Genomic DNA, 25,647 nt, shown 5'->3' with positions numbered 1-25,647 from the left:
TTTATTGCTCATGAGTTGTTTCAAGCAAAGCAATTTTACCTCGTCGTTGTAGCCACATCACACCAAGAAGATCGACAATTCCCACTCGTAGTCTTCCCAACATATTATACTTGGAAGTGCCATATTGACGATCTCTATGGCTGACTTCAACAACCACAATCTTTCCTCCAAGACGACGCACTAAGGCAGGAAGAAAGCGGTGCATATGATCGAAGTATGGGAGTTGTAAAAAGGTACTTTTGGGAAAGATTTTTAAGCCACATCCCGTGTCAGGGGTATTGTCCCGCAAAATTCGACTGCGTATATTGTTAGCAATCTTAGACTGCATGCGTTTCCATGCCGTATCTTTACGATTTTTCCGATAACCGGCGATACAAAAATGAGCACCAACTGGAAATTTTTGAGCTTCTTTTAACAAATCTGGAATGTCAGCAGGATCATTCTGACCATCTGCATCTAGGGTTATTATCAGCTTTCCTTTGGCAAAACTGACACCGGTGTGAATCGCTTTGCTTTGGCCAACAGAATACTTATGTCGAATAGGTTTTACTTGAGGGTAATCACTTGACGCGGCTAAACACAAGTTACTATAGGTATTATCATCGCTACCATCGTCCACATAGACAATTTCAAACTCATTATTACGATTAAGAACAGCAACAATTTCTTCTATCAACGGAATGATATTGTCTTGTTCATTTTTAGCGGGGATAACTACAGAAATATCCACAATATCAACTCTCCCAGACTTATTACTTTAAGTTTTTAGCAATATATCCGAGCAACCTTAAGATTAACTGAAGATTAGATTTAATATTGTTTAACACATACAAGTTTACGATCTTAAGTAAACCTTAAGATTGGAAGCGTAAAGTTGTCACTTACTAGCATTCAGTGGCGAACAATAAATTGTGCGATTATTACTAATTGAAGATTCGGAGTCTTTGCGACGCAGTTTAAAAATAGGTTTAGTCAAACTAGGATACTCTGTAGACACCTCAGGAGATGGCGCTGAGGGCTTAAGCATGGCCTTGATGTGTGAGTACGACGGCATAATACTTGACCTAATGCTCCCTAGTATTGACGGCATGACAATTCTCGAAACACTGCGAAAAAGTAAAAATGACACTCGCGTATTAATTTTATCAGCTAGAGCCGAACCTGAAACGAAGATCACTGGGATTTTATCAGGCGCGGATGATTATTTATCTAAACCGTTTTCGTTCGACGAATTGCACGCAAGATTAATCAACCTTATGCGACGAGGTTCAACTCAGAATCATTTTGACAAAATTAAAGTCAAGGGGTTTGAGCTTAACTTGCAATTAAAAAGCATTAGTTTTGCAAATCAAAATATTGATTTAACCCCCAATGAATACAAAGTTTTAGAGTGTTTATTTGTTAACCGAAACAGAATAACCACCGCAGAAAAACTGAGCGAATATATATCAGGGCAATACGACAGTATTTCTAAAAATGCGATTGAAGCACACCTGTCATCTGCTAGAAAAAAGGCTAGAAAACTCGGTGCTGATCTCCCGATAAAGAACAAACGTGGATTTGGTTATCAAATGCTGGAAGGTGAATGAAATCCATCCGCAAAACACTAACAAGACGGTTATCGTTTTTTATTTCACTCATTGTTTTAATTGTACTTTTAGCTGCAGATATTACTGTAGATACTTGGATCTCTGACGAATTTGAGCGTTCCATGATCAACAAGGCTGGGATGCTCATGACATTTGTACGGGAGGATCACGACGGTCTTGAATTCGAATTTGCCGGTGAGTTTTTACCTGAGTTTGAGGGTACAACGGAATCAGAGTACTTCCAAATATGGCATGGAGAGGATATTTTCGAGCGCTCAGACACACTGACAATGCACACAGTAAGAAGTTTAGCCTACAAATCAATCCCTGTTGATTCAATCCTATCTGAAGATATTAAATTACCCGATGGTCGTTCAGGCAGGGTAATCTATTCACGTTTTATCCCACAAATTGATAGTGAATATAGAAGTGAATTACTCAACAACAAACAAGCAGACGAAGATTTTCAAAAACCCGTGTTACTCGCCTATGCAGCTTCCGTTGAAAACCTGAACTTTTATCTCTGGTTTATTGATTTAGCCTTTATCATTGCCGTAATAACTATCCCCCTACTTATCAGGTTAACCGTTAGAAGAGTGGTATCCTCGGCACTAAAACCAATCGATGAATTAAATAAAGAAATTAAAGCCATACGATTTTCGGAACAAAACCAATGCTCAAGAATAAAAGACACAGCTTCAGAACTAGTGCCTATAGTAGAAAGCTTAAATCATTTTATTAATGAAAATTACTCTCTATTTCTTCGGGAAAAAAGGCTGACATCCGATATTGCTCACGAGTTAAAAACCCCAGTTACCGAGCTGATTAACTTAGCAGAAATAGCCATTCGTTTTCCTGAAGAATATAACCTTAACTCGGAATTTAAACCGGAAGTGCTTAAAATCAGCGAACGAATGAAAAGTATCATTTCAAATCTAATGCTGATCCATAAATATAGCGTGCAAACCTTACAATGTACTGATGAGATTGACCCGTTATCGTTAGTTCAACAACTTAGTACTAAGCTTAACCAAAAGCGTATACAGATAATTAGCGCGGATCATTCACACAGCATACTAACCAATGCATTTGCATTGGAGTCAATATTAACAAACCTTCTGACCAATGCATTGCAACATAGCGTTGAAAACTCCACTGTGACAGTCGCTATTAAACACGCTAACAAAGGCCCGCTAGTGATTGATATAAGCAATATTTGTATTAACCACTTAAACAATGAAGAACTTGCAGGGATGTTCGAACCACTGTGGCAAAAAGACACAGCCAGGACTTCAACCGAAAACTTTGGGTTAGGACTGACAATAGCCAAAACGCTAGCTAATGGAATTGGTGCAGTACTTACGGTGACAGGCGATATGCAACATATTACATTTCAATTAATCTTAAATCAGCAGAGCACTGATTAGAATGCCTATGCAACCTAGTAACTAGGCTGCACTTTATTCAAAAAACTTGGGGTTAAAAGTAAAGTCACTAATATGAGGCGCTCACTAAATAGCAGTTTTAAGATTGCTTTTCTTCATCACGTAAGGTTAGCACTTCATATCCAGTTGGAGTCACTAACACAGTGTGTTCCCATTGGGCTGACAACTTTTTATCTTTGGTGATAACCGTCCAGCCATCTTTTTTCAATTTGGTTTTAAATGAGCCTTGATTGATCATAGGTTCAATCGTAAATGTCATACCTTCTTGCAATACAACACCTGAGTTAGGTTTTCCTATATGTAAAACCTGCGGTTCTTCGTGCATCTCGCGACCTATTCCATGTCCGCAATAATCGCGCACCACACTGAATCCATGTTTTTCTGCATGTGTTTGAATTGCATGCCCAATATCGCCAAGGGTATTACCAGGCTTGACCGATTTGATGCCTTGCCACATTGCTTGGTAAGTAACATCGACTAGTTTTTTAGCAATAGGCGATACATTGCCAATCATATACATTTTGCTACTGTCAGCAATATAGCCATTTTTCTCTAAGGTAATATCAATGTTAACGATATCTCGTTCCTTAAGCTTTTTCCCTATCGATGGTACGCCGTGACATACAACCTCATTGATAGATGAATTTAACGTATATTGATAACCGTATTGGCCTTTACTGGCAGGCCTTGAATGCAACGAATTTACAATATAATCATCAACCAAATCATTAATTTCCATGGTGGTCACGCCTGCTTTTATAAAGCTATCTAAGACTGCAAAAACACTTGCTAATAGCCTTCCTGACTCACGCATAAATGCTATTTCTTGGTGCGACTTGATGTTGATATTACTCATTGACTAATTTCACTGTGGTGACATTTTGACTACGCATTTCACGCTGCAGAATTTGTTCGTAAGTTAAAGTTGGATTTTGCTCCGCTAAGCGCCCGATTTTCAGCCAAAATTCAGCCTGTGAATTGATTGACCTTTCCATTACTGCACTATTTTTTCGAACTTCTTCATGCAGTTCATTCGAAATTTTTACTATGCCCATACCTTCCCCCGGATATACGTTATGCTACAAAACGTAGTATATCGTATATTTATTGAAAAAGTTAAGTGAAACGAATTATAAATTAGCGGATCAGGAAAATTCCCATTCCTTGGTTTTCATATAGGCTTTTGAAAACAAGCCTCTAATGTAATGACTTGTGTGAAATAAAAGGTGAAAATATACCGTCAATGATTTCCTCGGTCGGCACTTGTCCACCATACACTCTTATATAAGTTCGAAGTCCTGAAAAGTTAATCTGTACATGGCGAGCAATGTTTTTACTGTGATAATTTTTATCTAACTCCCCTAAAGATTGCGCTTCAATAATCAGTGACTCAAAACTGCTTTCCATGGCTTTTAATGACATTCTGGCTTGTTCTAATAACTCCGAATTATCATCGGTTAACTCTGCTATCGTTTTAGCCAATAAACAAATACTGCAAGGAGAAGACATTTGATTTTCAGCGACTCTGTGTAGCATAAACATTTTGAGTGCCGCCAGCGGAGAGGTAGCTTTGTTGCGACATTGTTTAAGATGCTCTGACCCTATCTGGGTGTAACGAATAAGCGCTTGTTTAAATAAACCTTCTTTGCTACCAAATGCTGCATAAATACTGCCTGGACGCATATCAATTTCATTCTGTAATGTGCGCATGGAAGTGCCATGAAAGCCTCGATTCCAATAAAGTTGTAGGGCTTTATCAATCACTTCATCTCGGTTAAATTTTGTATTACTTGCCACTTACAACCTCCTTTTGAACAACTGTTCAATATTAACTTGAACGATTGTTCAAAGCCAGATATATTGCGCTAATCAAGTTAATCGTTTTAACTTGATATTATTCAACAGATTTAAATTCGAACCGATTATGGTTGTCTTCGGTGAAATTTAATCACCCAAGTTCAACTAATTTCCCACCTAAATTAATGTAGCGAGTATCCATGTATTTTAAAGTGTTATCCCAATACTTCCGTTTTTTACTATTGAGCCTAGTTTTAGTTGGTGTGAGCTTTAACAGCCAAGGCGCAAGCAAACCTAAGATCATTGTTTTTGATGTTAATGAGACCTTGCTTGATCTGGAATCCATGCGCACATCCATTGCAAAAGCATTGGATGGAAACGACGATTTAATCAGCTTGTGGTTTTCAACTATGCTGCATCATTCACTGGTCACCACTGTGACGGGCGAATATCATGATTTTGGTAAAATTGGCGTCGCAGCATTGATGATGGTTGCAGAGAGTAACAATATCGAGATTACCGAAGAGCAGGCCTTAACAGCAATTAAAACCCCGTTGTTATCGTTGCCACCTCATCCCGATGTGAAAGCAGGTTTAGCCGCATTAAAAGCCGAAGGCTACATGCTCGTCAGCTTAACTAATTCATCCAACAAGGGAGTAGAGACACAGTTCAAGAATGCCGGTTTAACCGAGTTTTTTGATAAACGTCTAAGCATCGAAGATATTAAAATCTACAAACCTGACTTAAGATCATATGCATGGGCATTAGAAACCTTAGGGGTAAAACCTGAAGAAACATTGATGGTTGCCGCCCATGGCTGGGATGTGGCGGGAGCTAAAGCCGCAGGCATGCAGACCGCGTTTATTGCCCGTAAAGGCAAAGCACTCTATCCACTTGCTGAAAAGCCAGATTATATTGTTGAAGATCTGCAGCAACTGGTAACGATTTTGGAATCAAAATAAAAACGTCAATAATGCAAATGAGCAATCTGAATTATTCAACAATGGGTGTTAATAGGCACTGATAACATTCGCTCATATCAGATATTACAGTTTGAATGAATAGACCTTTTTCCTTCAACTAAGCTGATATGAGCGAATAACAACACCGACCTTTGTTTCACCTAACCTAATAATGCCAGTGTTAAAACTTTTTTGTAAAATGCACTTGTTTAAAAAGACGTTTTATCTATTTATTTCAAAAGCAGTATCTTTTCGAGTAAGCCAGTCTTTTAATATGGCTTGGGTAATTATCGGCCGATCAGAATAGAAGCCATGTGCTCCTCCTGGCACCACAGCCAGTTCAGCACCCGACGTCAGTTTGATATAGTCTTGCACGGTATCAATGCGCGCCGAGTCATATTGGCCAATCATAAAAAGAGTGCGGCTGCCATCAATCTCAGTCAATAAATGGGTGGCATCGTAGTGTTTAAGCACACCTGTAGAAGAAAACTCACTTGGTCCCCACATTTGATTATAAATAAGCGGATTAAACCCTTTTCCACCAACGTTTTCGTAGTACGCTAAAGCCGCTTCAGTGGGTGGTTTAGGCTGGTAATAAGGTGAATACAAAACGGTATAGGCATTATCACAAATATCTTTTTTCGGAGGCGAGTCAGATTCACATTGTTTAAGGGTTTCTCTTATTGTTTCCGGGGCTGCTTTTACAAGCAAGTTGGCATCCATGATCCAGTGCGGCGTAGAGATAAATGTCCCCCCCAAAACTGTGGAGACAGTATGCTGCGGGTATTTAGCCGTATATTCGAGGGCCAGCGCAGAGCCCCAACTATGTCCAACCACATGCCAGCGTTCAATTTTAAGTGCTAGGCGTATTTTATCCAATGATTCAACAAAGCGTTCAACTCGCCAATTTTCGGGATTGTTAGGCTGTTCAGATTTACCACTGTCGAGCTGATCATACATTATAACCATACGCTCATTCGCCAGCCCCAGCATTTCAGCAAAGCCGTTATGTGCGCCACCAGGCCCTCCATGAACAAAAATAACAGGATAAGCATCACTGTGAGACAGGCCATTTAGCCGGACATACACTTTACCGCCTTCGACTTCGACCATTAATTCCTGTTCAGGTGGACCAAAAGGCTCTGTGATATTTGTGCTGCTTTGGGCCTCAGTACCTGTTGCTACCAATGGCACCAGGGTGAATTGAACAGCCATTAAAAAAGCCAGTAGGTGTAAAACAGTGGTTTTCATAAATGTATATCTCATTAGAGGAATATTAGTGACGGCATAGCGGAATAACACCATGTTAAATCAACTTATCAACGATAAAGGTAATCTGCTGATATTACACAACACATTGATTAGTTATCCCATAAACCAACAACCACGACAAGGGAAAAGGTTTTTAAGAGTAGATTGGAATAAATGCCGATAACAGAGGTTAGGGAAATTTTACTGGGATTTTTTCACCGCAATTAACAATTCAGCTTCTGCCCGTGGAAGCTCACATTCTCGCATAAGTTCTTCTACGCTTGCGCCTGCGTCGGCCATTTTAGCAGCTTGGGAATACAATTTAGTTTCTGGATCTAGATACTCAATTTCTTCTAACTTATCTTGCATCAATCCGATTTTAAGCACTAAATCCTTTACTTTCGCTGCAACACCCATGGCTCCGGAGCGCACTTCATGCAACTCTTCTTGTGCGTGTGAAATTTGCTGTTGTAGAGTGTGAATTTGCAGCATTAACTCCTCGACACGCTGCTTGTTTTTTTTATCTCGATTAGCAAAAACGTAAGTAACGATGCCAATCAGAATAACCAAAAACACCAACGTTGCGATGGATGCATATTGCCAAGTAAGCATTTAGGTATGCCTTTTACACAAAATCAAACGAATTATAATCCACTAATTTCGTCCCACTCTTCATCACTTAGCAATTTATTTAAATCTACTAATATAAGCAATTCGCCGTCACGATTACTGACACCTTGAATAAATTTAGCACTTTCTTCGGTGCCAACATTGGGTGCGCTATCAATTTCAGAAGAACGTAGGTAAACAACTTCAGCGACACTATCAACCAAAATGCCCACCACTTGTTCTTCAGACTCAATAATGACTATACGGGTGCTGTCAGTGATGTCATGGGGTGGAAGACCAAAACGAGTTCGAGTATCAATCACAGTTACAACATTGCCCCGCAAATTGATAATACCAAGCACATAATCTGGTGCACCGGGAACAGGAGCGATTTCTGTATGCCTAAGTACTTCTTGTACTTGCATAACATTAATTCCGTAGGTTTCGTCACCTAATCGATATGTTACCCATTGCAGTACTTCATCGTTGCTATCGGCGGCTACATTTTTAGTACTTCTTTCATCACTCATATGACTCGCTCCCTACAAGCTGCGTCTACTTATCATTGCTATTTTGGCCCTTGTCGAGCAATTTAATCAACTGCTTCACATTAACAAGTGCACACATTTTATCTTTTACCATGCCAGCCAGCCAAGGGCGTTTATTATTCGCTTTTCGCCACTTCACATCAGTGGGTGCTAACGTCGATGTGGTAATCAAACGTTCGCAAGCCAATCCCCAGCCACTTGAATCTAGCATAATAAGATATTGATAATTTAATGATTCTGCCAGTTCATCATTATATTTTTCAGGCATTACCCACAATGCGGTATCAACAACGCTTAATTTTTCATCTCTATGCAGCATAACACCTTTAAACCATTTAGGTTTACCAAACAAGGGGCCTACTTTTTGGATTTTATGTATGCCGCCTAACTCAGTTAAAGGTAATGCTAAGGTTAATCCTGCCACTTCAAAAAATAGTGCTTGAAAATCTTTAGTCGGAATAAAAGACGCTTCAACTTCCTTTGCCTTGACTGACGAAGACTCTTTATTTTCGACCAAAACACTGGTTTCTTTAATTTCCGGCAACGGATTCGGTTCGCAGAAAGTCGGCTCTTCAAGGGATTCTTGAACGGCCGCAACATCTGCTGTGGCCAAGAGCTTAGCAACACTTTCGAGTTGCTCCCTATCCTCTTCTACCTCTTCAGTCAGTAATGATGTTAGATAATCTTCTACAACGTCTTCTTTTGCAAAGGTACCTTTACTCATGTGATGTAATCGACTTTAGTTTGAAGTTGCGACAATAAATTTTTATACGCAAAAACGCCTCGGGTTTTAGGACTAAATAACGACGGAGGAGATTGTGCCTGACTCGCGTCTCGAAAGCGCGTATCAACAGGAATGATGCCAGACCAAACTCTGCCTTTGTTATTATCGCACAGATCTTTATATGCATCTGACGCCGCGTTAACACGCTTATCATACATTGTAGGTACAATAATATAATCAAAATCGCGTTTTTGCGACCTCGACATAATTTTTAATGTATGCATCATTCGCTGCAACCCTTTAAGCGCAAGAAACTCGGTTTGCACTGGCACTATTAATTTGTCACATGCGGCTACAGCATTCACCATCAATACACCTAATACAGGAGGACAATCAATTAAAACATAATCAAATTCATCTTCAATTTTTGCAAATGCTTTTTTTAATATCAGACCCATGCCAGGCCTAGTACCCATGGTTCGATCTAACGTTGCTAGCGCCATTGAAGATGGCAAAATAAATAGCGAATCGAGTTTGGTCGAACACAAACTATCCAACACTTTATCTTTGTCTAACCCGTCACCAGCAATAAAAACATCATGGACACTATGCGACAACTCCTCAGCATCCACACCAAAATAATAGCTCAAAGATGCTTGCGGATCCGTGTCAACCAATAGAACACGTTTCCCTTGTTGTGCCAAAATTCCACCTAAAGTGACAGTCGTGGTGGTTTTTCCAACTCCACCTTTTTGGTTAGCAACAGCCCAAACTATCACAAGCGATCTCTTTCTACTCGATATCCAATAGTGTTCATTTTATTTGCATTTCCAACACTATACTCTTGGCAATATCAAATATTGGTATATTTCGTTCTGAGATATTGGCTTTCGTCACTGCTTGTGGCATGCCATAAACCACGCAAGTTTGCTCGTCTTGCGCCCAAATTTTAGCGCCTTTTTGTTTTAATGCTGCGCAGCCTTCTTTTCCATCAGAGCCCATTCCCGTTAATATTATGCCCAACACATTGCCAGCGTAAACCTGACTTATCGACTGAAACGTTAAATCAACGCTAGGTTTAAACAGATGATGAGCCTGGTCGTGAGTTTCTACGATATTAACGGTGGCATTGCGACTTGAACCTTCAATTAACATTTGCTTCCCGCCGGGAGCTAAATACGCACAACCTTTGACTAAACGTTCTCCATGAGTCGCTTCTTTGACGGTAATTTTACAATTGTGATTTAATCTATCAGCAAAGGCTTTAGTGAAACTACCGGGCATATGTTGTACAAGAATAATCGGATGTGGAAATGTTTCAGGCAGTTCAGTAAGTATCTTCTGTAAAGCCACTGGTCCCCCAGTAGAAGTACCAATTGCTAATAGTTCGTAACGTTTACCTGATGAACGGCGAATAGTTGAAAATGACTCTTTAACATCAGTTTGCGATGCCGCCGGTGCAACGACAACACTTGAACTTCGCATAAATATTTGGGTTTTTGCCGTGGTTCCGGGAGAATTAAAGGCTGTTTTCGAGGCTGTTGAATAACGTCTTGCCACTAGTCCACGCTTTGCAGCAAGAGTCCGTACCCTATTTTGCAGCAATTCAACAGACTCTTTGCTATTTCTGGCAATGTCTTCAAACTTTTTAGGTAAAAAGTCCAAGGCTCCAGCATCTAACGCGTCTAAGGTTGCTTTCGCGCCATCAGATGTCAACGACGAAAACATTAGAATCGGTAAAGGCTGAATTTGCATGATTCGCTTGACCGCGGTAATGCCATCCATTACTGGCATTTCAACGTCCATAGTGACAACGTCAGGTTTTAGCTCAGTCACCATTTTAATGGCTTCTTCACCGTTTCGAGCAATACCAATGACTTCCAACAGACGATCTTGATTTAGGATATCTTTTACGCGTCGGCAAAAAAAACTTGAGTCGTCAACTACTAATACCCTGTATGCCATCGCGAAAAAGCGTCCTCTTATGAATTTGGTTATTATTTCTTTTTAGCGTATCGCTTTAATAAGCTTGGAATATCAAGAATTAAGGCAATCCCGCCATCACTTGTAATTGTAGCGCCAGCCATGCCAGGGGTACCTTGTAGAAGCGCATCTAGGGGCTTAATAACCACTTCTTCTTGCCCTATTAAGCCATCAACAACAAAGCCGACTTGCTGGGTGCCTATTTGCACGACGACCACATGTCCTTGATTTTTATCCACCGTTCCAGGTTCTTTTCGCAACCAGTCTCGAAGATAAAAAAGCGGAATGGCTTTAGAACGAACAATCATAGTCAATTGACTATCAACCGTATTGGTTTTGCTCAAGTCCATATTAATAATTTCGTTTACCGCACCTAAAGGTAGTGCAAACGTTTGCTCTCCAACAATAATCATTAATGTCGGCAGGATAGCTAACGTCAGTGGTACTTTGATTTCTAAGCGTGTGCCTTTACTCAATTCGGAATTGATATTAACCGTGCCATTAAGCTGGTTAATCTTGGTTTTCACCACATCCATGCCAACACCACGTCCAGAAATATCAGATATCTCTGTTTTAGTGGAAAATCCTGGAGCAAAAATGAGATTGAATGCTTCTTCATCCGACATTCGAGCCGCCGCGTCAGCGTCTAACACACCTCGGCTTATGGCAATATCTTTTAACTTATCGGGATCCATGCCTTTACCATCATCTTCAATGGTAAGCAGTATGTGATCCCCTTCCTGAGACGCAGCGAGCTTTACAGTGCCTAGTGACGGTTTACCTGCAGCCAAGCGTTCATCTGGCATTTCGATTCCATGATCGACTGAGTTTCGAACCAAATGAACCAAGGGATCTGCCAAAGCTTCGACTAAATTCTTATCTAAATCTGTTTCTTCGCCCTCAAGGACCAAAGAAATTTCTTTTTTGAGACTACGTGCCAGATCTCGCACTACTCTGGGAAAGCGACCAAAGACTTTCTTAATAGGTTGCATGCGCGTTTTCATCACCGCGCCTTGCAAGTCACCTGTCACAACATCAAGATTCGCAATCGCTTTGGTCATGCTTTCATCATTGATATTAACACCTAAACTTAACAGTCTGTTCCTAACCAATACCAGTTCACCAACCATATTCATGATCTGATCTAGGCGCTTGGTATCGACTCTTACTGTTGTTTCACCCTGGGCACTGGCTACTGGTTTTTTGTCATCTTTTTTGACGATAGCCTTGGCAGCTGCTGGCGAATTTTCTGGTTTTACAGCCACTTCTGCTTTGGCTGCAGGAGGTGGTGGCTGTATTGATGACGGTTTTGGCGCTGGTGTAGGTGAAGGCGCTGCTGTAGGTGAAGGCGCGGCTGTTGGCGTCGGCGTCGGCGCTGGTGTAGGTGTTGGCGCTGAAGCTTGCGCTTTTACAGCAGGTCCTTTCCCTTCACCATGCAATTGATCTAACAATGCTTCAAACTCATCATCTGTAATATCTTCAGAATCAGAGGTCTCTTCTGGTGAGGCACTCACCGGTTCTGGCGTCGGCTCTAGAGCTGGCTGGACTGCTTCAAATTTATCGTTTGAGAAGCCACCTTCACCGTGAAGTTGATCAAGTAAGGCTTCAAATTCATCGTCAGTAATATCTTCATCACTGGCACCAGTGATTAAGTCGGCGGGGGGAGTAACTTCTGCAGGCGTTGACTTAGCTGTACCATGCAGTTCATCCAATAGAGCTTCAAATTCGTCTTCAGTGATGTCTTCCATGTCGTCGTTCGACTCTGCACTAGAGTCGGTCTCGACTATCTCTTGAGGCGCTTCAAAGGCCGCAGGGGGTTCTACACTTGACTCATCTTTTGATTCAGGTTTACTCAATCGATGTAACGTTTCTATGAGTTCAGGGGCGGCAGCTTCAAGTGGCACGCGTTTTTTGACATCTTCGAACATCTGCACAACCACATCTGTGGCTTGTAAAATAACATCCATTAACTCTGGCGTCAGAGTGCGTTGTCCATTACGCATGGTATCGAAGACATTCTCAGCACCATGGCAAATATCGACTAATTCTGTAAGTGATAAGAATCCAGCGCCACCTTTAACTGTGTGGTAACCGCGGAATATCGCATTCAACAAATCAGAATCTTCTGGATTGTTTTCAAGATCAACAAGCTGCTCTTGCAGTTGCTCTAATAATTCACCTGCCTCAACTAGAAAGTCTTGTAGAATATCCTCGTCAACTTCAAAAGACATGAATAAGTTCCTCTTAAAACCCTAAGCTAGATAATAAATCATCTACATCGTCCTGATTGGACACCACATCATCGCGTATTTCAGCATCAATGATTGGACCTTCAGCTTTCACTGTATCGGACTCAGCTTTAGATTTATGAGCATTTTCATCTGCTTTTGAAATTAACGAACTTGTTTCAGAAGCACCAAAAACAGTCAACATATGCACTAAACTGTCTTCAACTTCTTTCACCAATTCGATAACTCTGCGAATAACTTGGCCAGTGATATCTTGATACCCCTGTGCCATCAATATATCTGTTAAGAATGCAGTTAATTGTTCGGTGTCTTTAGATGACTGTTCTAATAATCCATCTAAGTCCGAGCAAAGAGATTTAAATTCGCCAAGTTGTAACTGCCTAGTCATCAACTTTTTCCACTCGGGGAGCAAATTATTAATACCTGTATGCAGCTTTTCAGCAATAGGCATGCTTGCTTCCACGGCATCCATCGTTGTGTTAGCCGCTTTCTCGGTCGTTTCTATAACATAGTTCAGGCGACTTTGCGCATCAGGTATTTCTTCATTGGCTAAATTCGAAATGCGATCATCAAGTTGAAAACTATTCAGAGAGTCATGGAGCTGGCGGGTTAATTTGCCCACCTCTGCAAATAATTCAACAGAATTGGTTAAAGAGGCTTCTTCGAGCAATTCGCTAGCAGCTTGGTTATCTCCGCTTTCCAGCAATTCAACTAATTTTTTAGCGTCATCAAGAGACATTGGAGCTTTATTAGAGCCGGTCATTTAGACACTCCTAATTTTCAACACAGGTTAAATCTTAACCCAGTCTCTCAAAAATCTTGTCTAGCTTCTCTTTAAGCGTAGCCGCCGTAAAAGGCTTAACAACATAACCGTTCACTCCAGCCTGAGCTGCCGCCACAATTTGTTCTTTTTTCGCTTCAGCCGTTACCATTAAAACTGGTAAATGCTTTAAACTATCATCTGCACGAATGGCTCTAAGCAAGTCAATTCCTTGCATGCCTGGCATATTCCAGTCTGTTACTACAAAATCAAAATCACCTTGTTGCAACATAGGTAACGCAGTGCTGCCATCATCGGCTTCTTGAACGCTTGTGTAACCTAAGTCTTTAAGTAAATTTTTGATGATGCGTCTCATCGTTGAAAAGTCATCAACAACGAGGATTTTCATATTTTTATCCAAAACTGCCTCCAATGAGGATTAAATCAAATGGTGTTTTATTATTCTTCGTTAACTCGCCAAGATTGCATTTTGCTTTTCAATTTTAACATTGCTTGGCTGTGAATTTGGCTGACTCTGGACTCGCTAACTTCGAGTACCTCGCCAATTTCTCTGAGATTCAACTCCTCATCATAATACAATGACAGTACGATTGCTTCTCGTTCCGGCAAAGTAGTAATAGCATGTGCTAATGCTTTTTGAAATGAACCTTGTAGTAAATCCTGAAAAGGCGTGTCACTACCTTTATTTTGCTCAGTGGTAATCACATCTTCGGTAATACCTAAATCTTCAATACCGATAATTTTTCCAGCGTTGACTTCATTCAACATCTGATGGTATTCGGGTAGGCTTACTTCTAACTTTTCCGCGATATCTATATCTCTAGCATCTCTGCCCGTTTCACGTTCTACTTGATTAATTGCTTGGGTAATTGCTCTCCCATTTTTATGCACAGATCTGGGTGTCCAGTCGCCTTTGCGGATTTCATCAAGCATGGCTCCGCGGATACGGATACCTGCAAAAGTTTCGAAACTTGCGCCTTTTGAGCCATCGAAGTTTTTTGCGGCCTCGAGCAATCCAATCATTCCAGATTGAATTAGATCATCCACTAATACACTGGCAGGTAATCTGGCTAATAAATGATGGGCAATTCGCTTAACCAAGGAAGCATGTCTTTCTACAAGTTGAGCCAAATCGGCTTGTTGTTGATAAGCTGCTGCCTTTCTAATCACCTTTGTCCACCTACCACTTTTTCGGCGACAAGTTGTTCTAAGAAAAACTCTAAGTGTCCACCAGGTTGGTTGGGAATTGGCCAATGCATTGCTTTTTCTGCAAGGCCTTTAATAGCGATAGAAGCTGGCGATCCTGGAAATGCATCTACAATTGCTTTTTGTTTTCGAACTGACTTACGAATATTCTCATCGTAAGGAACCGTTGCTACTAGCTCTAAAGCAACATCTAAGAAACGGTTAGTCACTTTAGATAACTTTGCAAATAACTCTTGTCCTTCGCGCATGTTACGTACCATGTTGGCAACGATCTTAAAGCGAAACACGCCGTGTTCTCTGTTCAGTAGTTTGATCAACGCGTATGCATCAGTTAAAGAGGTGGGTTCATCACAGACAACCATCATTATATCTTGTGATGCTCTGGAAAAACTGAGCACCATATCTGATATGCCCGCAGCAGTGTCTACAATAAGCACATCTATATTGGTACGCAACTCACTAAACGCGCGAATTAGTCCTGCATGTTCAGTGGGGCTGAGTTCGGTCATTGATTGTGTTCCGGAGGTTGCCGGTGCAATCAATACCCCATGAGGGCCCACAACTAAAACTTCATCCAGCGTACATTCACCAGATAAAACATGGGATAAGTTTTTTTCTACTCGCAAGCCTAACATGACGTCGACGTTTGCCAACCCTAAGTCGGCATCTAACACCATGACGCGCTTGCCCATTTTAGCCATCGAGATAGCCGTGTTTAAGGTAATGTTCGTTTTACCGACCCCACCTTTACCACCGGTTACCGCAATCACTTTAATTAATCGAGATTGATTCATTCGTCTTAAGCTACTCGCTTGGTCGTCAATCATATTGCTAATGCCGATTTGTTTAGTTCTGGCTTAGCAGTATGAATCAAACCATATTTTTTATAAAGCTTAGCCGCTGCAGAGATTAAAAACTTTGCGTCTGCAACTTTAATATCTTCAGGGACTCGTTGTCCATCCGTCAAATAACTAACGGCTAACTTATGTTCAATTGCCACACTTAACGCTTCTCCGAGACTATAACTCTCATCGAGCTTGGTTAAAATACATCCCTGCAAATCAATATTGCTAAATGCACTCAAAGTATGCTGCAGCACTTTGTATTGTGCATTGGCTTGAATCACAACATACTTCTTGATATTAGCACATGAATGCTGATTTAAGGTATCTAACTGCTTGATTAGTCGAGAATCTCTTTGACCAAAACCTGCAGTATCTATTAAAACCAATCGCTTGTTACGCAGTTGGAAGAGTATATCTGACAATTCTTCCGCATTTTGCGCTTTTTTTACGTTACAGCCAATAATTTTTCCATAAGTCGCCAATTGTTCAAACGCCGCTATACGATAGGAATCAATTGTTACCATCGCGATTTGGTCAGCGCCATACTTTTGCGCTGCTCTGGCCGCCAATTTGGCTATGGTTGTGGTTTTTCCTGTCCCTGTGGGACCAACTAATGCAACAACACCTTTGTCGGCCAGAATAGCATTGCCAGTGGTTTGGATACGATTAGACAATAGTTTAAGTAAAAATAACCAAGCCTGCCTTTCATCTGCGTTTTCGGGAGTATAAGAGACTATGTCATCGGCAATGTGACTACTAATGCCCATTTCAATCAGTCTTGAGGTTAAATACCCGTGCATAGGATGCGCACTTTGACGTTGTTGTTTTAGCAAACCAGAAACTTGAAATTGAAGTACATTGCGCAGCGAATTTAACTCATTTTTTATTTCACTAATGGCAGAATTCGAAACGTCTTCAGCCTGTGCCGTTTTTACCTCATGACTATTAGCTTCATTTTGTGACGTTGGCACGGCTGCGGCGGCTTGTTTTTCGAGTAACTCACGTAGGCTATCTGGCCCCGAGTCGCCAATAATTTCACTCAGACTCGGCACTTTTTGTTGTGCTGCTCGCAGGCTTTGTGGTTGATTAAAGTTTGCTGTAGTAGCTTGTCGTCCAGGATGCGCAGTTGCAGTTGGCTGTTTATTAATACCAGAATGCTTAATTCGTTGATTAGGTTCCGTAACAGCTTCAGGTTTTGCTTGATCGTACGCAGCAACAATTTCGATTCCTTCCGAAGTCTTCTTGTTGGACATAATGACCGCATCACCGCCAAGTTCTTTTTTTACTTGGTTAAGCGCATCGCGCATGTCTTTTCCGATAAAACGTCTAATTTTCACATTGCCCCCCAAAGAAGCATCTGGTCTAGTTTATATAAATTAGTCTGCGCCATTTTATTGACCCACAGCACTTACAATTCGAATTTGTTTGTCACTTGGAATTTCTTGATAAGATAAAACGTGCAAGCCCATCACTGAATGTTTGAAGAATTTTGATAACACAGGTCTGAGCATGCCTGATGTTAATAATACGGCTGGCTCACCTTCTAATTCTCTTTGTTGCGAAGCTTCAGACAACGAGTTTTGTAATTTTTCAGCTAAGCCAGGTTCAATACCGGCGCCGTCTTCTCCACCAGCTTGTAAAGATTGATGGAGCATTTGTTCCAAGTCAGGTGCTAGGGTAATAACCGGCAACTCTTGTTCGTTGTTATTAATCTCCTGCACGATTAAACGTTTTAACGATATTCTAACGGCAGATACCAACACATCAGGATCTTGAGTTTTAGGACCATATTCACATAACGTTTGCACAATACTGCGCATATCTCGAATAGGAACGCCTTCATATAGCAAGGTTTGCAATACTTTTACCACTGTACTTAACGGCAAGACTTCCGGTACCAAACCTTCAACCAACTTAGGACTGTTTTTAGCTAACATATCGAGGAGTTGTTGAACCTCTTCATGTCCAAGTAGCTGATACGCATTATTAGTTAGTAACTGGCTAAGGTGTGTAGCAACCACTGTTGCCGCATCTACTACTGTGTACCCTAAAGTTTGTGCGTGTTCACGTTGTTGAGGGCGGATCCAAACGGCTTCTAAACCAAAGGCTGGGTCTCGTGTTGCCTTGCCCTCTAGTTTTCCGAAAACCTGCCCTGGATTAATCGCTAATTCATCGTCATGACTAATCTCGGCATCCCCAACCGTAACTCCTAGCATAGAAATGGTATAGCTATTGGGGTTTAGATCTAAGTTGTCACGGATATGCACAGGTGGAATTAAAAATCCCAACTCTTGAGACAATTTTTTACGAACGCCTTTAATCCGGGTGAGAAGCTCACCACCTTGAGTTTTATCAACTAAAGGAATTAAGCGATAACCCACTTCTAAACCTATGGTGTCGACATGCTGCACATCATCCCAACCAAGCTCTTTAATCTCTTGCGGCTGGCTTTGTTCCGGCGTATTTTCCAATACTTGCGGTTCAGCAGCCTGCTTCTTGGCGTTCCAGAAATTGTAGTAAGCAACTGCCGCTACAAATGCACTAAAACCAAGAAATGCTATGTGTGGCATACCTGGCACTATACCCATCACGAATAAAATCGCGGAGGTAACATAAAGCGCTTTTTGGTTACCTAGTTGGCGTCTCATTTCCTGACCCATTTCTTGAGAGTCATTTTCGCGGGTAACAATAATCGCCGTAGCCACGGAAAGTAATAACGAAGGTATTTGCGCAACTAAACCATCACCAATGGTTAAAATAGTATATATTTCAATGGCTTCGCCAAAGGCTAAGTCATGTTGAATAATACCAATGAATAAACCACCAACAATGTTGATAAGCATAATGAACAAACCAGCAACGGCGTCACCTTTAACAAATTTAGAAGCACCGTCCATTGAGCCGTAAAAATCGGCTTCACTGGTAATTTCCGAACGTCTTTTTCTGGCTTCATCTTGATCAATATAACCGGCGTTCAAATCGGCATCTATCGCCATCTGTTTACCGGGCATCGCGTCCAAGGTAAAACGAGCACTTACTTCTGAAATACGTCCTGCACCAGCAGTTACCACTTTAAAATTGATAATCAGTAGGATAGCAAACACCACTATACCCACAGCGTAATTACCACCAATAACCACTTCACCAAATGCCTGTATTACTTTACCAGCAGAATCTCCACCTTCATGCCCTTCCAACAAGACAATTCGCGTGGAAGCAACATTTAAGGCAAGGCGTAATACAGTGGCAACTAACAGTACTAAAGGAAAAATACCAAAATCAACAGGCTTATTGGTAAACACAGATACCAAAATTACCATCAGAGATAAGGCGATATTGAAACTAAAAAGTATATCTAGGAGAAATGCCGGCATCGGCAGAATAACCATGCCCATTATGGCTAGCACTACGATTGGAGCGCCGACCCCATTCATAAAGCTTTTTACCTGATTTTTGTCTACCCGATTGAGGTAACCTGCAAGTTCCATAAACAAATTTTTGACGGTTATTAATATAATATGTGGAATTGCAACAAGCGCGCCAAAACTAAAATGACTGTAAATTGACGTTCTTTGCTAGAAAATGAGTTTACGAAATTAAAGCCACTCTACTCCGCTCTATCACGCATAGTGAATAAGCCTGAGGACAAATTAAACTGCTCCGCAATAAAATAATGGAAATCAACAAAAAAGCAGAAATAGGACAAATCGGTATACAGGTGAATATATTAACAGACATAAAAAAACCTGGCTGAAGCCAGGTTTTTTAAAACGAGAGAATAAATTTACTTAGCAGCCACTTTTCTGCGTACTAGTAAACCTAAACCAGCAAGCATAAGTACTAACGCTGAAGGCTCTGGAACGTATGTTACGGCGCCAAGTGTTGTATAGCCTAGCGCATCTAAGAATACTTCTTCAACATCCCCATTTATGTCATAAACAATCTCATCAATTGTAACTAAACCTTCATAATTACCGATATCTAACGTCAAAACGTAATCTGGCATGTCGCCAAACAAGTTAAAAACTTCAATCATGAAGTCTAGACCAGCAGTGGGATCAAAAGGATTGATTCCAGCAACAATGGGCTGATCAAACTGAACAGATTCGCTGTCATCCATTGTTAAAGACAAAGAGCCTAGCGTTAAGTTAACTTCTGCTGTACTTAAAAAACCGGCCCCATCCGCGTCTTCAGTATTGTACGTAACAGTACCAATCATCTGCGGACCTAAATCAATGCCATATGGATTAAAATCAGAGTACAAAACATCTGCATAGATATCTTGTTGAATAATTGCGCCAGCATTTGCTGAAAGAGACATTCCCAGTGTAGTGGCAATAAGACCTGTTGCGAGCAAAACTTTTTTCAAATACTTCATACTAGTGAACCTTATTATTGTTTTAAACGATTTCGTTCATTTTTATTGTTATATTTCGGTCACAAACTAAACAGTGCGACCTCAGCAATTAAGTAAAGCAATTACTGAACCAACTTATTTTTATTATATGAATCAGTAATTTATTATTACGTAACAAAATAAGCCTATTGAGATCGTTAAATTTTTTGACACTTAGTTGCTCGATTATTTATCGTCTTCAGTCGATTTTTTGGGTGTATCGTCGAAATCACAATCAGACTCTTCACGATCCCCAACTACATCTTCAAGGCGCACTTTATCAACACTTCGAAACGTATTTATAGGTCCTGCTAACGCATAGAGGGCAAACACTATAAACAATACTAAAGAAGGCGCCGTGGCAACAATGATGAAAATTAACATCACAATTAAAAGTCCAACAAAAGGTACCTTGCCGTGCCAGTCAACTTCTTTAAACGAGTTATATTTGAAGTTACTTACCATTAATAATCCAGCTAAGCCCGTTAACACAGCGACTACTAGACCGAAATCTTTGCCATCGACGTCGTATTCAACGCCAACCCAGACCATTCCGGCAACTAATGCAGCCGCAGCGGGACTTGCTAAGCCTTGGAAAAAACGTTTATCCGCCACACCTAGTTGGGTGTTAAACCTTGCCAGTCTTAATGCAGCACCCGCCACATAAATAAAGGCAGCCAACCAGCCAACTTTACCTAAATCGGTTAAGCCCCAATTGTAAGCAACAAGAGCCGGCGCCATTCCGAAAGACACCATATCGGCCATAGAATCGTATTCAGCACCAAATTCGCTTTGGGTATTTGTCATGCGCGCAACTCGACCATCTAGGCCATCAAATATCATGGCCACAAAAATCGCCACTGCCGCGGCTTCAAATCGACCGTTCATCGATGCGACTACAGCATAAAAACCCGAAAACAGACCAGCCGTTGTCAGCAAGTTCGGTAACAAATAAATACCTTTACGTTTAGAATCCGACATTATTCCCCCTTCAAAATGAGCGCACAAGATAGCATAATCCTGAATTAGCTCAAAATCATACACACCCTTGCACGGACTAATTTTAACGCTTCTTTGCGCAAATATACTGTTTCTTTTTGAAAAATGTTTCCTATTTGAGCATTTCCTTTATAAGTAAACGCTTATATCTCAAAATACCTATGCTACGAAAGTCATACATAACTCCCTTTAATCTCGCGGTATACTGTCTTTAAGAAAGATTAGAACGATAAAATCTTACCATGTCGCCATCTGGAAACAGGTAAATTTTTTACTGTCCATTATTTTTACAGGGAGACAAATTGACCTGGGAAAATATTACCGAAAAAGCACTTAAGCTGTTGTTTACAATACACTTGCAATAGTTGGTTTGTTTTTTGCTTAACTCATTCCAGTGAAGGTCTCGGCCTTTAGTTTGGAAGATGTAGGAATATTAGTTATGGTTAATAAAGTTTTAGCAGGATTTTTCGCATTAGCGGTCACAGGTTTTGCTTCAGCAAGCACAACCACGTATGAAACTCAGAATTGGAATTTCAGTTCTGGTGGAAGTTGGGGTTCTAATTCACTCAGCTTTACATCTGGCACCATTGGTATGACGGTAAGTGCTTGGTCATCAAGCGGCAACGACGACTGTCTCTCTGGTCCAGAATGTAATTCTAGCAATGTCTCTTATGACAGAGACCCGTACATTGAGAGCGCCCAGTTAAAACGTTACAGTTCAGGTCTAGGTGCAGTGAATAACGATGAAGGTGACTCTTCTCCGCATCACGCGATAGATAACAAAGGTAGTAACGACGGATGGCGTGACTATGACATGGTGTTATTTGAATTTGATACTGCTGTAGAGTTAACCAGCGTTCAAGCTGGTTGGTATAGTAATGATTCAGATGTCAGTATCGTTGGTTACACTGGTACGAAAGATCTCGGTACTACTCCATTTTCTTCGGATACCAAGTGGAGTGATTTGTTATCTGAAGGTTGGGGATATCAAACCGACAAGTTCAACATTGGCAAAAACACGGCAACCATTGCCCCAGGTTTTGAATCAAAATATTGGTTAGTGGGTGTGTATAACTCTGTTTTTTCTGGCAATGCGGAAGACAGTTACTATGATGCGATTAAACTGAAAAACATCACAACCCGCAAAGGTGAAGGTCAAACACAAGTTCCTGAACCAGCAACATTTGCGTTATTTTTAGCGGGTATGGCAGCAATATTCAGACGTAAAATGTCAGTTTAGAAAAATATATAATGACAAAAAGACGGTTCGCCGTCTTTTTTTATGTCTAAAATCTGACATTATCAATTCAGCAGTGCGCAGTAATTTATCCGCCAACAGTGTAAAGTATGTGCGCTTTGCGGTATCTTGTAATGCAAAATGATAGCAATTCATAGTTACATAATTATAGAGAGATCATACGTGGTGAAACTGGCCAGAAAAATGTCCTTAGCTGCTTTTCTTTTAGTAAGTAGCCAGGTTATCGCACAAACCAGCAGTGAATTTTACGAAAAAGCTCTGGCTTCATTTGAAGATAAAGATTTTGAAACTGCTTATATCCATTTGAAAAACAGCTTACAACAAAACGAAGATAGCCTACCCGCTAAAATACTCATGGGCAAAGTACTGTTAATCAGTGGTTATATGTATGAATCAGAGGAAGTACTCGAAGAAGCATTAGCCATGGGAGCAGATCCCAGTTTAATAGTAGATACCCTCGGTAAGGTTTGGCTTTATACCAAGCAAAACGAAAAAATCATTGATAGTCAATTCAATAACCTCACTCCTAAGAGCCGAAACGATTGGCAAATTATTGTCGCCACCGCCCACTTAAACCTTAAAAATATCGACGCTGCACGCAAAGGTTATGAATTAGCATTAAAGAATGATCCAGCCAATATACGCACACTCAATGCGCTTGCGTCACTTGAAATACGAGATGAGCAGTTTGACAAAGCTCTGTCTTACATAGAATTATCACTTGCGCTAGAACCCACCAACGCTCAAACATTGCGTATCAAAGGAGATTTGTATCTTTTCCAAAAAGATATGCTAGAAGCCATAACTTACTATAAACAGAGTTACGCACTTGACGTTGATGATCCCATTATAAAACGTTCGTTAGTAAGTGCTTATCTGCAAAACCAAGATATAGATTCAGCCAAGCAGTTATTGGACGAAATTTTGCAGCAGACTCCCGGCGATCCGACTGGAATGTTATTGAAAGCTTGGTTATTAGCGAAAAATCAATTAAGTGACGATGCTGCAAAAGAATTAGAAAAATTAAGCTCTCAACTAGCAGGACTTAGTGAAGAAAGTTTGCAAGATGATCCATCTTTGTTTTACGTCAGTGCTTTATCCGCTTTTGCCTTACAGAACTATTTGCAAGCCAAAACATTTTTCATTCAATATCTTAATTTCGTGCCAGATAACATCGAAGCTATCGCACTGCTGGCGCAAACTCATTTAAAACTGAATGATCCTAAACTTGCTTTAGAAGTTATGCAGCGTCATGAAAGTAAACTCATGGAGAAGCTAGATAATGCTCTGTTACTTGCCGAATTATATTTAGCTAACGATAAAGCATTTAAAGCGGTGGAAATATCTGGGAAATTAAAACGCCAGTATCCAGAAAATCCAAATGTTGAATTATTGGAAATTAAAACCCTAAAGTCGAGAGGCAAACTCGAAGATGCTTTAACCAGATTAGACCAATCCGAATATGCGCAAACAAATCTTCGTTTTGTTATTCTGCGCAGTGAATTATTAATGGATATGGGTAGGCTAAACGAAGCGGATGAAATTGCCGATAAACTGCTACAAGCGGTTCCTGAAAATATCGACTTTTTGAATTTAAAAGCTGGCATTCAAATTCGCCTAGGTAACCCAGCAGTAGCTGAACAATATTTAGACCAAGCACTTGCCATTAACCCTGAACATTTCTCTGCACAATTTAACAAAGCCAACCTATTAAGCTCCCGTGGTGAACATCAGACAGCACTGCAGATTGTCGAAAAGCTCAACACTATTCAACCCGACAATGTGCGGATTTTAACCCTGTTAGCTCGCTGCCAATTTAATGCAAACATGAGCGATGAGGCAGAGAAGAATTTAGAGCGGGTATTACAGAAAGACATTAATAATTTAACCGCTCTAGAATTGCTGGCCACTATTTATACTCAACAAGGTGAGCTTGAAAAAGCAATTAGGCAATTAAACGTCGCAATTAAAACCGAACCTGATATGGCCGTTTATCAAATGCGTCGAGTGGAATTATACATTGCGTTGAAGCAAATTGACCGAGCGGTGCGAGAAATTAAAAAGATTCATTATATGGTTAAAGATGATGCCGTAGGTTTGGTTGAGTTAAGTAAACTTCAGTTTAAAGCGGGGCTTTTTGATGATGCGAAACAGAGCATCGCTGATGCTTCCGCAATTCATCCCGATAGTTTGTTTCTTGCCACTGAGTACATTCGCCTACATTTAGCCAGCAACGACTTGAATAAAGCTAATGATATGGTTAGTAAATGGTTACAGACCCATCCTAATGATTCAAGATTGTTGATCTTGGCTGGAGATGTGAATGTGGCTAGCGACAACTTGGATGCGGCATTTGAACACTATTTACTTGCCCTAGAGGTCAATAATTTAAACCGCACTGCAATGTTTAAATTATACCAGTTAGCTTCCAGAGGCATTAACAGTGACAAGTTTGAGCATTTTACTACTGAGTTTTTACAACAAAATCCCGAAGCACATTTCCATCGTAGTATGTTTGCGGACTTTTTGCTTAATCAGAATCGTTTTGAAGAAGCTTCGAAGCATTATGAGAAATTAGTAAAAATTCAAGATTTACCGAACAAAGCTTATATGTTCAATAACTTAGCTAACATTTATGTTAATAAAGATTTGACTAAAGCGAACCAATATATCGAAGAAGCACTAGCCCTTGGAGCAGAAAATGCGGCAATTTATGATACCCAAGGATGGATCAAAACATTACAAGGCAAACATGAAGAAGGACTAACGATATTGCGTAAATCTTTTGCAATGAATTCTAATTCGCCTTCTAATCAATATCACTTAGCCTTCACTTTGCAAAAGCTAGGAAGAACGGGTGAAGCTAAAGCTTCTTTGCAAAGAGCCCTATCTTCTGATCAGGATTTCATCGAAAAGAAGCAAGCTAAAGCGTTGTTAGAAAAACTCTAAAATCATCGTTTGAAGTAAATAAAAAACGCCGACTACAAATAGTAATCGGCGTTTTA

Annotated in this window: 24 protein-coding genes; 5 read left to right on the top strand and 19 right to left on the bottom strand. The window is 40.5% G+C overall.

From position 1 onward, the window contains the following. Position 1: 1 nt before the first annotated feature. Positions 2-730 carry a glycosyltransferase family 2 protein gene (locus VUI23_RS06010; RefSeq protein ID WP_216050083.1) on the bottom strand — a complete coding sequence of 243 codons (729 nt, stop codon included), beginning with the start codon at positions 728-730 and terminating at the stop codon, positions 2-4. Between the two features lie 181 nt (positions 731-911). Between VUI23_RS06010 and VUI23_RS06005 the strand changes: the two genes are divergently transcribed. Both VUI23_RS06005 and VUI23_RS06000 read left to right on the top strand, forming a co-directional pair. Continuing rightward, the gene (locus tag VUI23_RS06005) at positions 912-1,589 is read left to right on the top strand and encodes a response regulator transcription factor (RefSeq protein ID WP_216050082.1); all 678 of its coding nucleotides are present in this window, start codon (positions 912-914) and stop codon (positions 1,587-1,589) included. Beyond that, on the top strand, positions 1,586-3,016 hold the full coding sequence (locus VUI23_RS06000; protein WP_342807308.1) for a HAMP domain-containing sensor histidine kinase: 1,431 nt from the start codon (positions 1,586-1,588) through the stop codon (positions 3,014-3,016). The genes VUI23_RS06005 and VUI23_RS06000 overlap by 4 nt, the downstream gene beginning before the upstream one ends. A gap of 97 nt (positions 3,017-3,113) precedes the next feature. Here VUI23_RS06000 and map read toward each other — a convergent pair whose 3' ends face one another. The 3 genes from map to VUI23_RS05985 form a co-directional block, all read right to left on the bottom strand. Further along, the gene (gene map, locus VUI23_RS05995) at positions 3,114-3,890 is read right to left on the bottom strand and encodes a type I methionyl aminopeptidase (RefSeq protein WP_216050080.1); all 777 of its coding nucleotides are present in this window, start codon (positions 3,888-3,890) and stop codon (positions 3,114-3,116) included. Next, a complete protein-coding gene (locus VUI23_RS05990; RefSeq protein WP_216050079.1) occupies positions 3,883-4,089 on the bottom strand; it encodes a ParD-like family protein in 207 nt (68 codons plus the stop codon). Before VUI23_RS05990 ends, map begins: the two co-directional genes overlap by 8 nt. A gap of 142 nt (positions 4,090-4,231) precedes the next feature. Next, complete coding sequence (locus VUI23_RS05985) at positions 4,232-4,831, bottom strand: TetR/AcrR family transcriptional regulator (protein ID WP_216050078.1); 600 nt, start codon at positions 4,829-4,831, stop codon at positions 4,232-4,234. Positions 4,832-5,031: 200 nt separating this feature from the next. Here VUI23_RS05985 and VUI23_RS05980 point away from each other — a divergent pair, with 200 nt between their 5' ends. Further along, a complete protein-coding gene (locus VUI23_RS05980) occupies positions 5,032-5,793 on the top strand; it encodes a haloacid dehalogenase type II (protein WP_342807306.1) in 762 nt (253 codons plus the stop codon). A 222-nt stretch (positions 5,794-6,015) separates the two neighbouring features. On the opposite strand, the gene VUI23_RS05975 is transcribed toward VUI23_RS05980, so the two are convergent. The 15 genes from VUI23_RS05975 to pssA form a co-directional block, all read right to left on the bottom strand. Beyond that, entirely contained in the window at positions 6,016-7,044 is a 1,029-nt protein-coding gene (locus VUI23_RS05975; protein ID WP_342807304.1) for a proline iminopeptidase-family hydrolase, read from the bottom strand. Between the two features lie 201 nt (positions 7,045-7,245). Further along, on the bottom strand, positions 7,246-7,656 hold the full coding sequence (locus tag VUI23_RS05970) for a DUF2802 domain-containing protein (RefSeq protein WP_342807302.1): 411 nt from the start codon (positions 7,654-7,656) through the stop codon (positions 7,246-7,248). 32 nt (positions 7,657-7,688) lie between these two features. After that, on the bottom strand, positions 7,689-8,183 hold the full coding sequence (locus VUI23_RS05965; protein ID WP_216050075.1) for a chemotaxis protein CheW: 495 nt from the start codon (positions 8,181-8,183) through the stop codon (positions 7,689-7,691). A 25-nt stretch (positions 8,184-8,208) separates the two neighbouring features. After that, positions 8,209-8,925, bottom strand: a complete 717-nt coding sequence (locus tag VUI23_RS05960; RefSeq protein ID WP_216050074.1) for a chemotaxis protein CheW — start codon at positions 8,923-8,925, stop codon at positions 8,209-8,211. Next, positions 8,922-9,704 carry a ParA family protein gene (locus tag VUI23_RS05955; protein WP_216050073.1) on the bottom strand — a complete coding sequence of 261 codons (783 nt, stop codon included), beginning with the start codon at positions 9,702-9,704 and terminating at the stop codon, positions 8,922-8,924. Before VUI23_RS05955 ends, VUI23_RS05960 begins: the two co-directional genes overlap by 4 nt. A 34-nt stretch (positions 9,705-9,738) precedes the next feature. Further along, complete coding sequence (locus tag VUI23_RS05950; protein ID WP_342807300.1) at positions 9,739-10,890, bottom strand: chemotaxis response regulator protein-glutamate methylesterase; 1,152 nt, start codon at positions 10,888-10,890, stop codon at positions 9,739-9,741. A 32-nt stretch (positions 10,891-10,922) separates the two neighbouring features. After that, positions 10,923-13,139, bottom strand: a complete 2,217-nt coding sequence (locus VUI23_RS05945; RefSeq protein ID WP_342807298.1) for a chemotaxis protein CheA — start codon at positions 13,137-13,139, stop codon at positions 10,923-10,925. Positions 13,140-13,152: 13 nt separating this feature from the next. Further along, complete coding sequence (locus VUI23_RS05940; protein ID WP_216050070.1) at positions 13,153-13,920, bottom strand: protein phosphatase CheZ; 768 nt, start codon at positions 13,918-13,920, stop codon at positions 13,153-13,155. Positions 13,921-13,954: 34 nt separating this feature from the next. Beyond that, positions 13,955-14,338, bottom strand: a complete 384-nt coding sequence (cheY, locus tag VUI23_RS05935; protein ID WP_216050069.1) for a chemotaxis response regulator CheY — start codon at positions 14,336-14,338, stop codon at positions 13,955-13,957. 38 nt (positions 14,339-14,376) lie between these two features. Next, positions 14,377-15,108 (bottom strand): RNA polymerase sigma factor FliA, encoded by a 732-nt coding sequence (locus VUI23_RS05930; RefSeq protein WP_216050068.1) that lies wholly within the window; start codon positions 15,106-15,108, stop codon positions 14,377-14,379. Next, positions 15,105-15,971, bottom strand: coding sequence for a MinD/ParA family protein (locus VUI23_RS05925; RefSeq protein ID WP_216050067.1), 867 nt, complete (start codon positions 15,969-15,971; stop codon positions 15,105-15,107). The genes VUI23_RS05930 and VUI23_RS05925 overlap by 4 nt, the downstream gene beginning before the upstream one ends. Next, positions 15,968-17,326: a flagellar biosynthesis protein FlhF gene (gene flhF, locus VUI23_RS05920; protein WP_342807296.1), complete on the bottom strand. Its 1,359-nt coding sequence runs from the start codon at positions 17,324-17,326 to the stop codon at positions 15,968-15,970. The genes VUI23_RS05925 and flhF overlap by 4 nt, the downstream gene beginning before the upstream one ends. Before the next feature lie 54 nt (positions 17,327-17,380). Then, positions 17,381-19,477, bottom strand: coding sequence for a flagellar biosynthesis protein FlhA (gene flhA / locus VUI23_RS05915; RefSeq protein ID WP_342807294.1), 2,097 nt, complete (start codon positions 19,475-19,477; stop codon positions 17,381-17,383). A gap of 296 nt (positions 19,478-19,773) precedes the next feature. Further along, positions 19,774-20,367 (bottom strand): PEP-CTERM sorting domain-containing protein, encoded by a 594-nt coding sequence (locus VUI23_RS05910; protein WP_342807292.1) that lies wholly within the window; start codon positions 20,365-20,367, stop codon positions 19,774-19,776. A gap of 204 nt (positions 20,368-20,571) precedes the next feature. After that, entirely contained in the window at positions 20,572-21,366 is a 795-nt protein-coding gene (pssA, locus tag VUI23_RS05905) for a CDP-diacylglycerol--serine O-phosphatidyltransferase (RefSeq protein WP_216050064.1), read from the bottom strand. 457 nt (positions 21,367-21,823) lie between these two features. Between pssA and xdp1 the strand changes: the two genes are divergently transcribed. Together xdp1 and prsT are read left to right on the top strand one after the other, a co-directional pair. Further along, positions 21,824-22,624 (top strand): exosortase-dependent surface protein XDP1, encoded by an 801-nt coding sequence (gene xdp1 / locus VUI23_RS05900; protein ID WP_342807290.1) that lies wholly within the window; start codon positions 21,824-21,826, stop codon positions 22,622-22,624. Positions 22,625-22,804: 180 nt separating this feature from the next. Further along, positions 22,805-25,591 (top strand): XrtA/PEP-CTERM system TPR-repeat protein PrsT, encoded by a 2,787-nt coding sequence (gene prsT, locus VUI23_RS05895; RefSeq protein WP_342807288.1) that lies wholly within the window; start codon positions 22,805-22,807, stop codon positions 25,589-25,591. Positions 25,592-25,647: the final 56 nt, after the last annotated feature.

The organism is Alteromonas sp. M12, assembly GCF_037478005.1.
Taxonomy (GTDB): domain Bacteria; phylum Pseudomonadota; class Gammaproteobacteria; order Enterobacterales; family Alteromonadaceae; genus Aliiglaciecola; species Aliiglaciecola lipolytica_A.
This window is presented reverse-complemented; position numbering and strand designations above follow the sequence as displayed.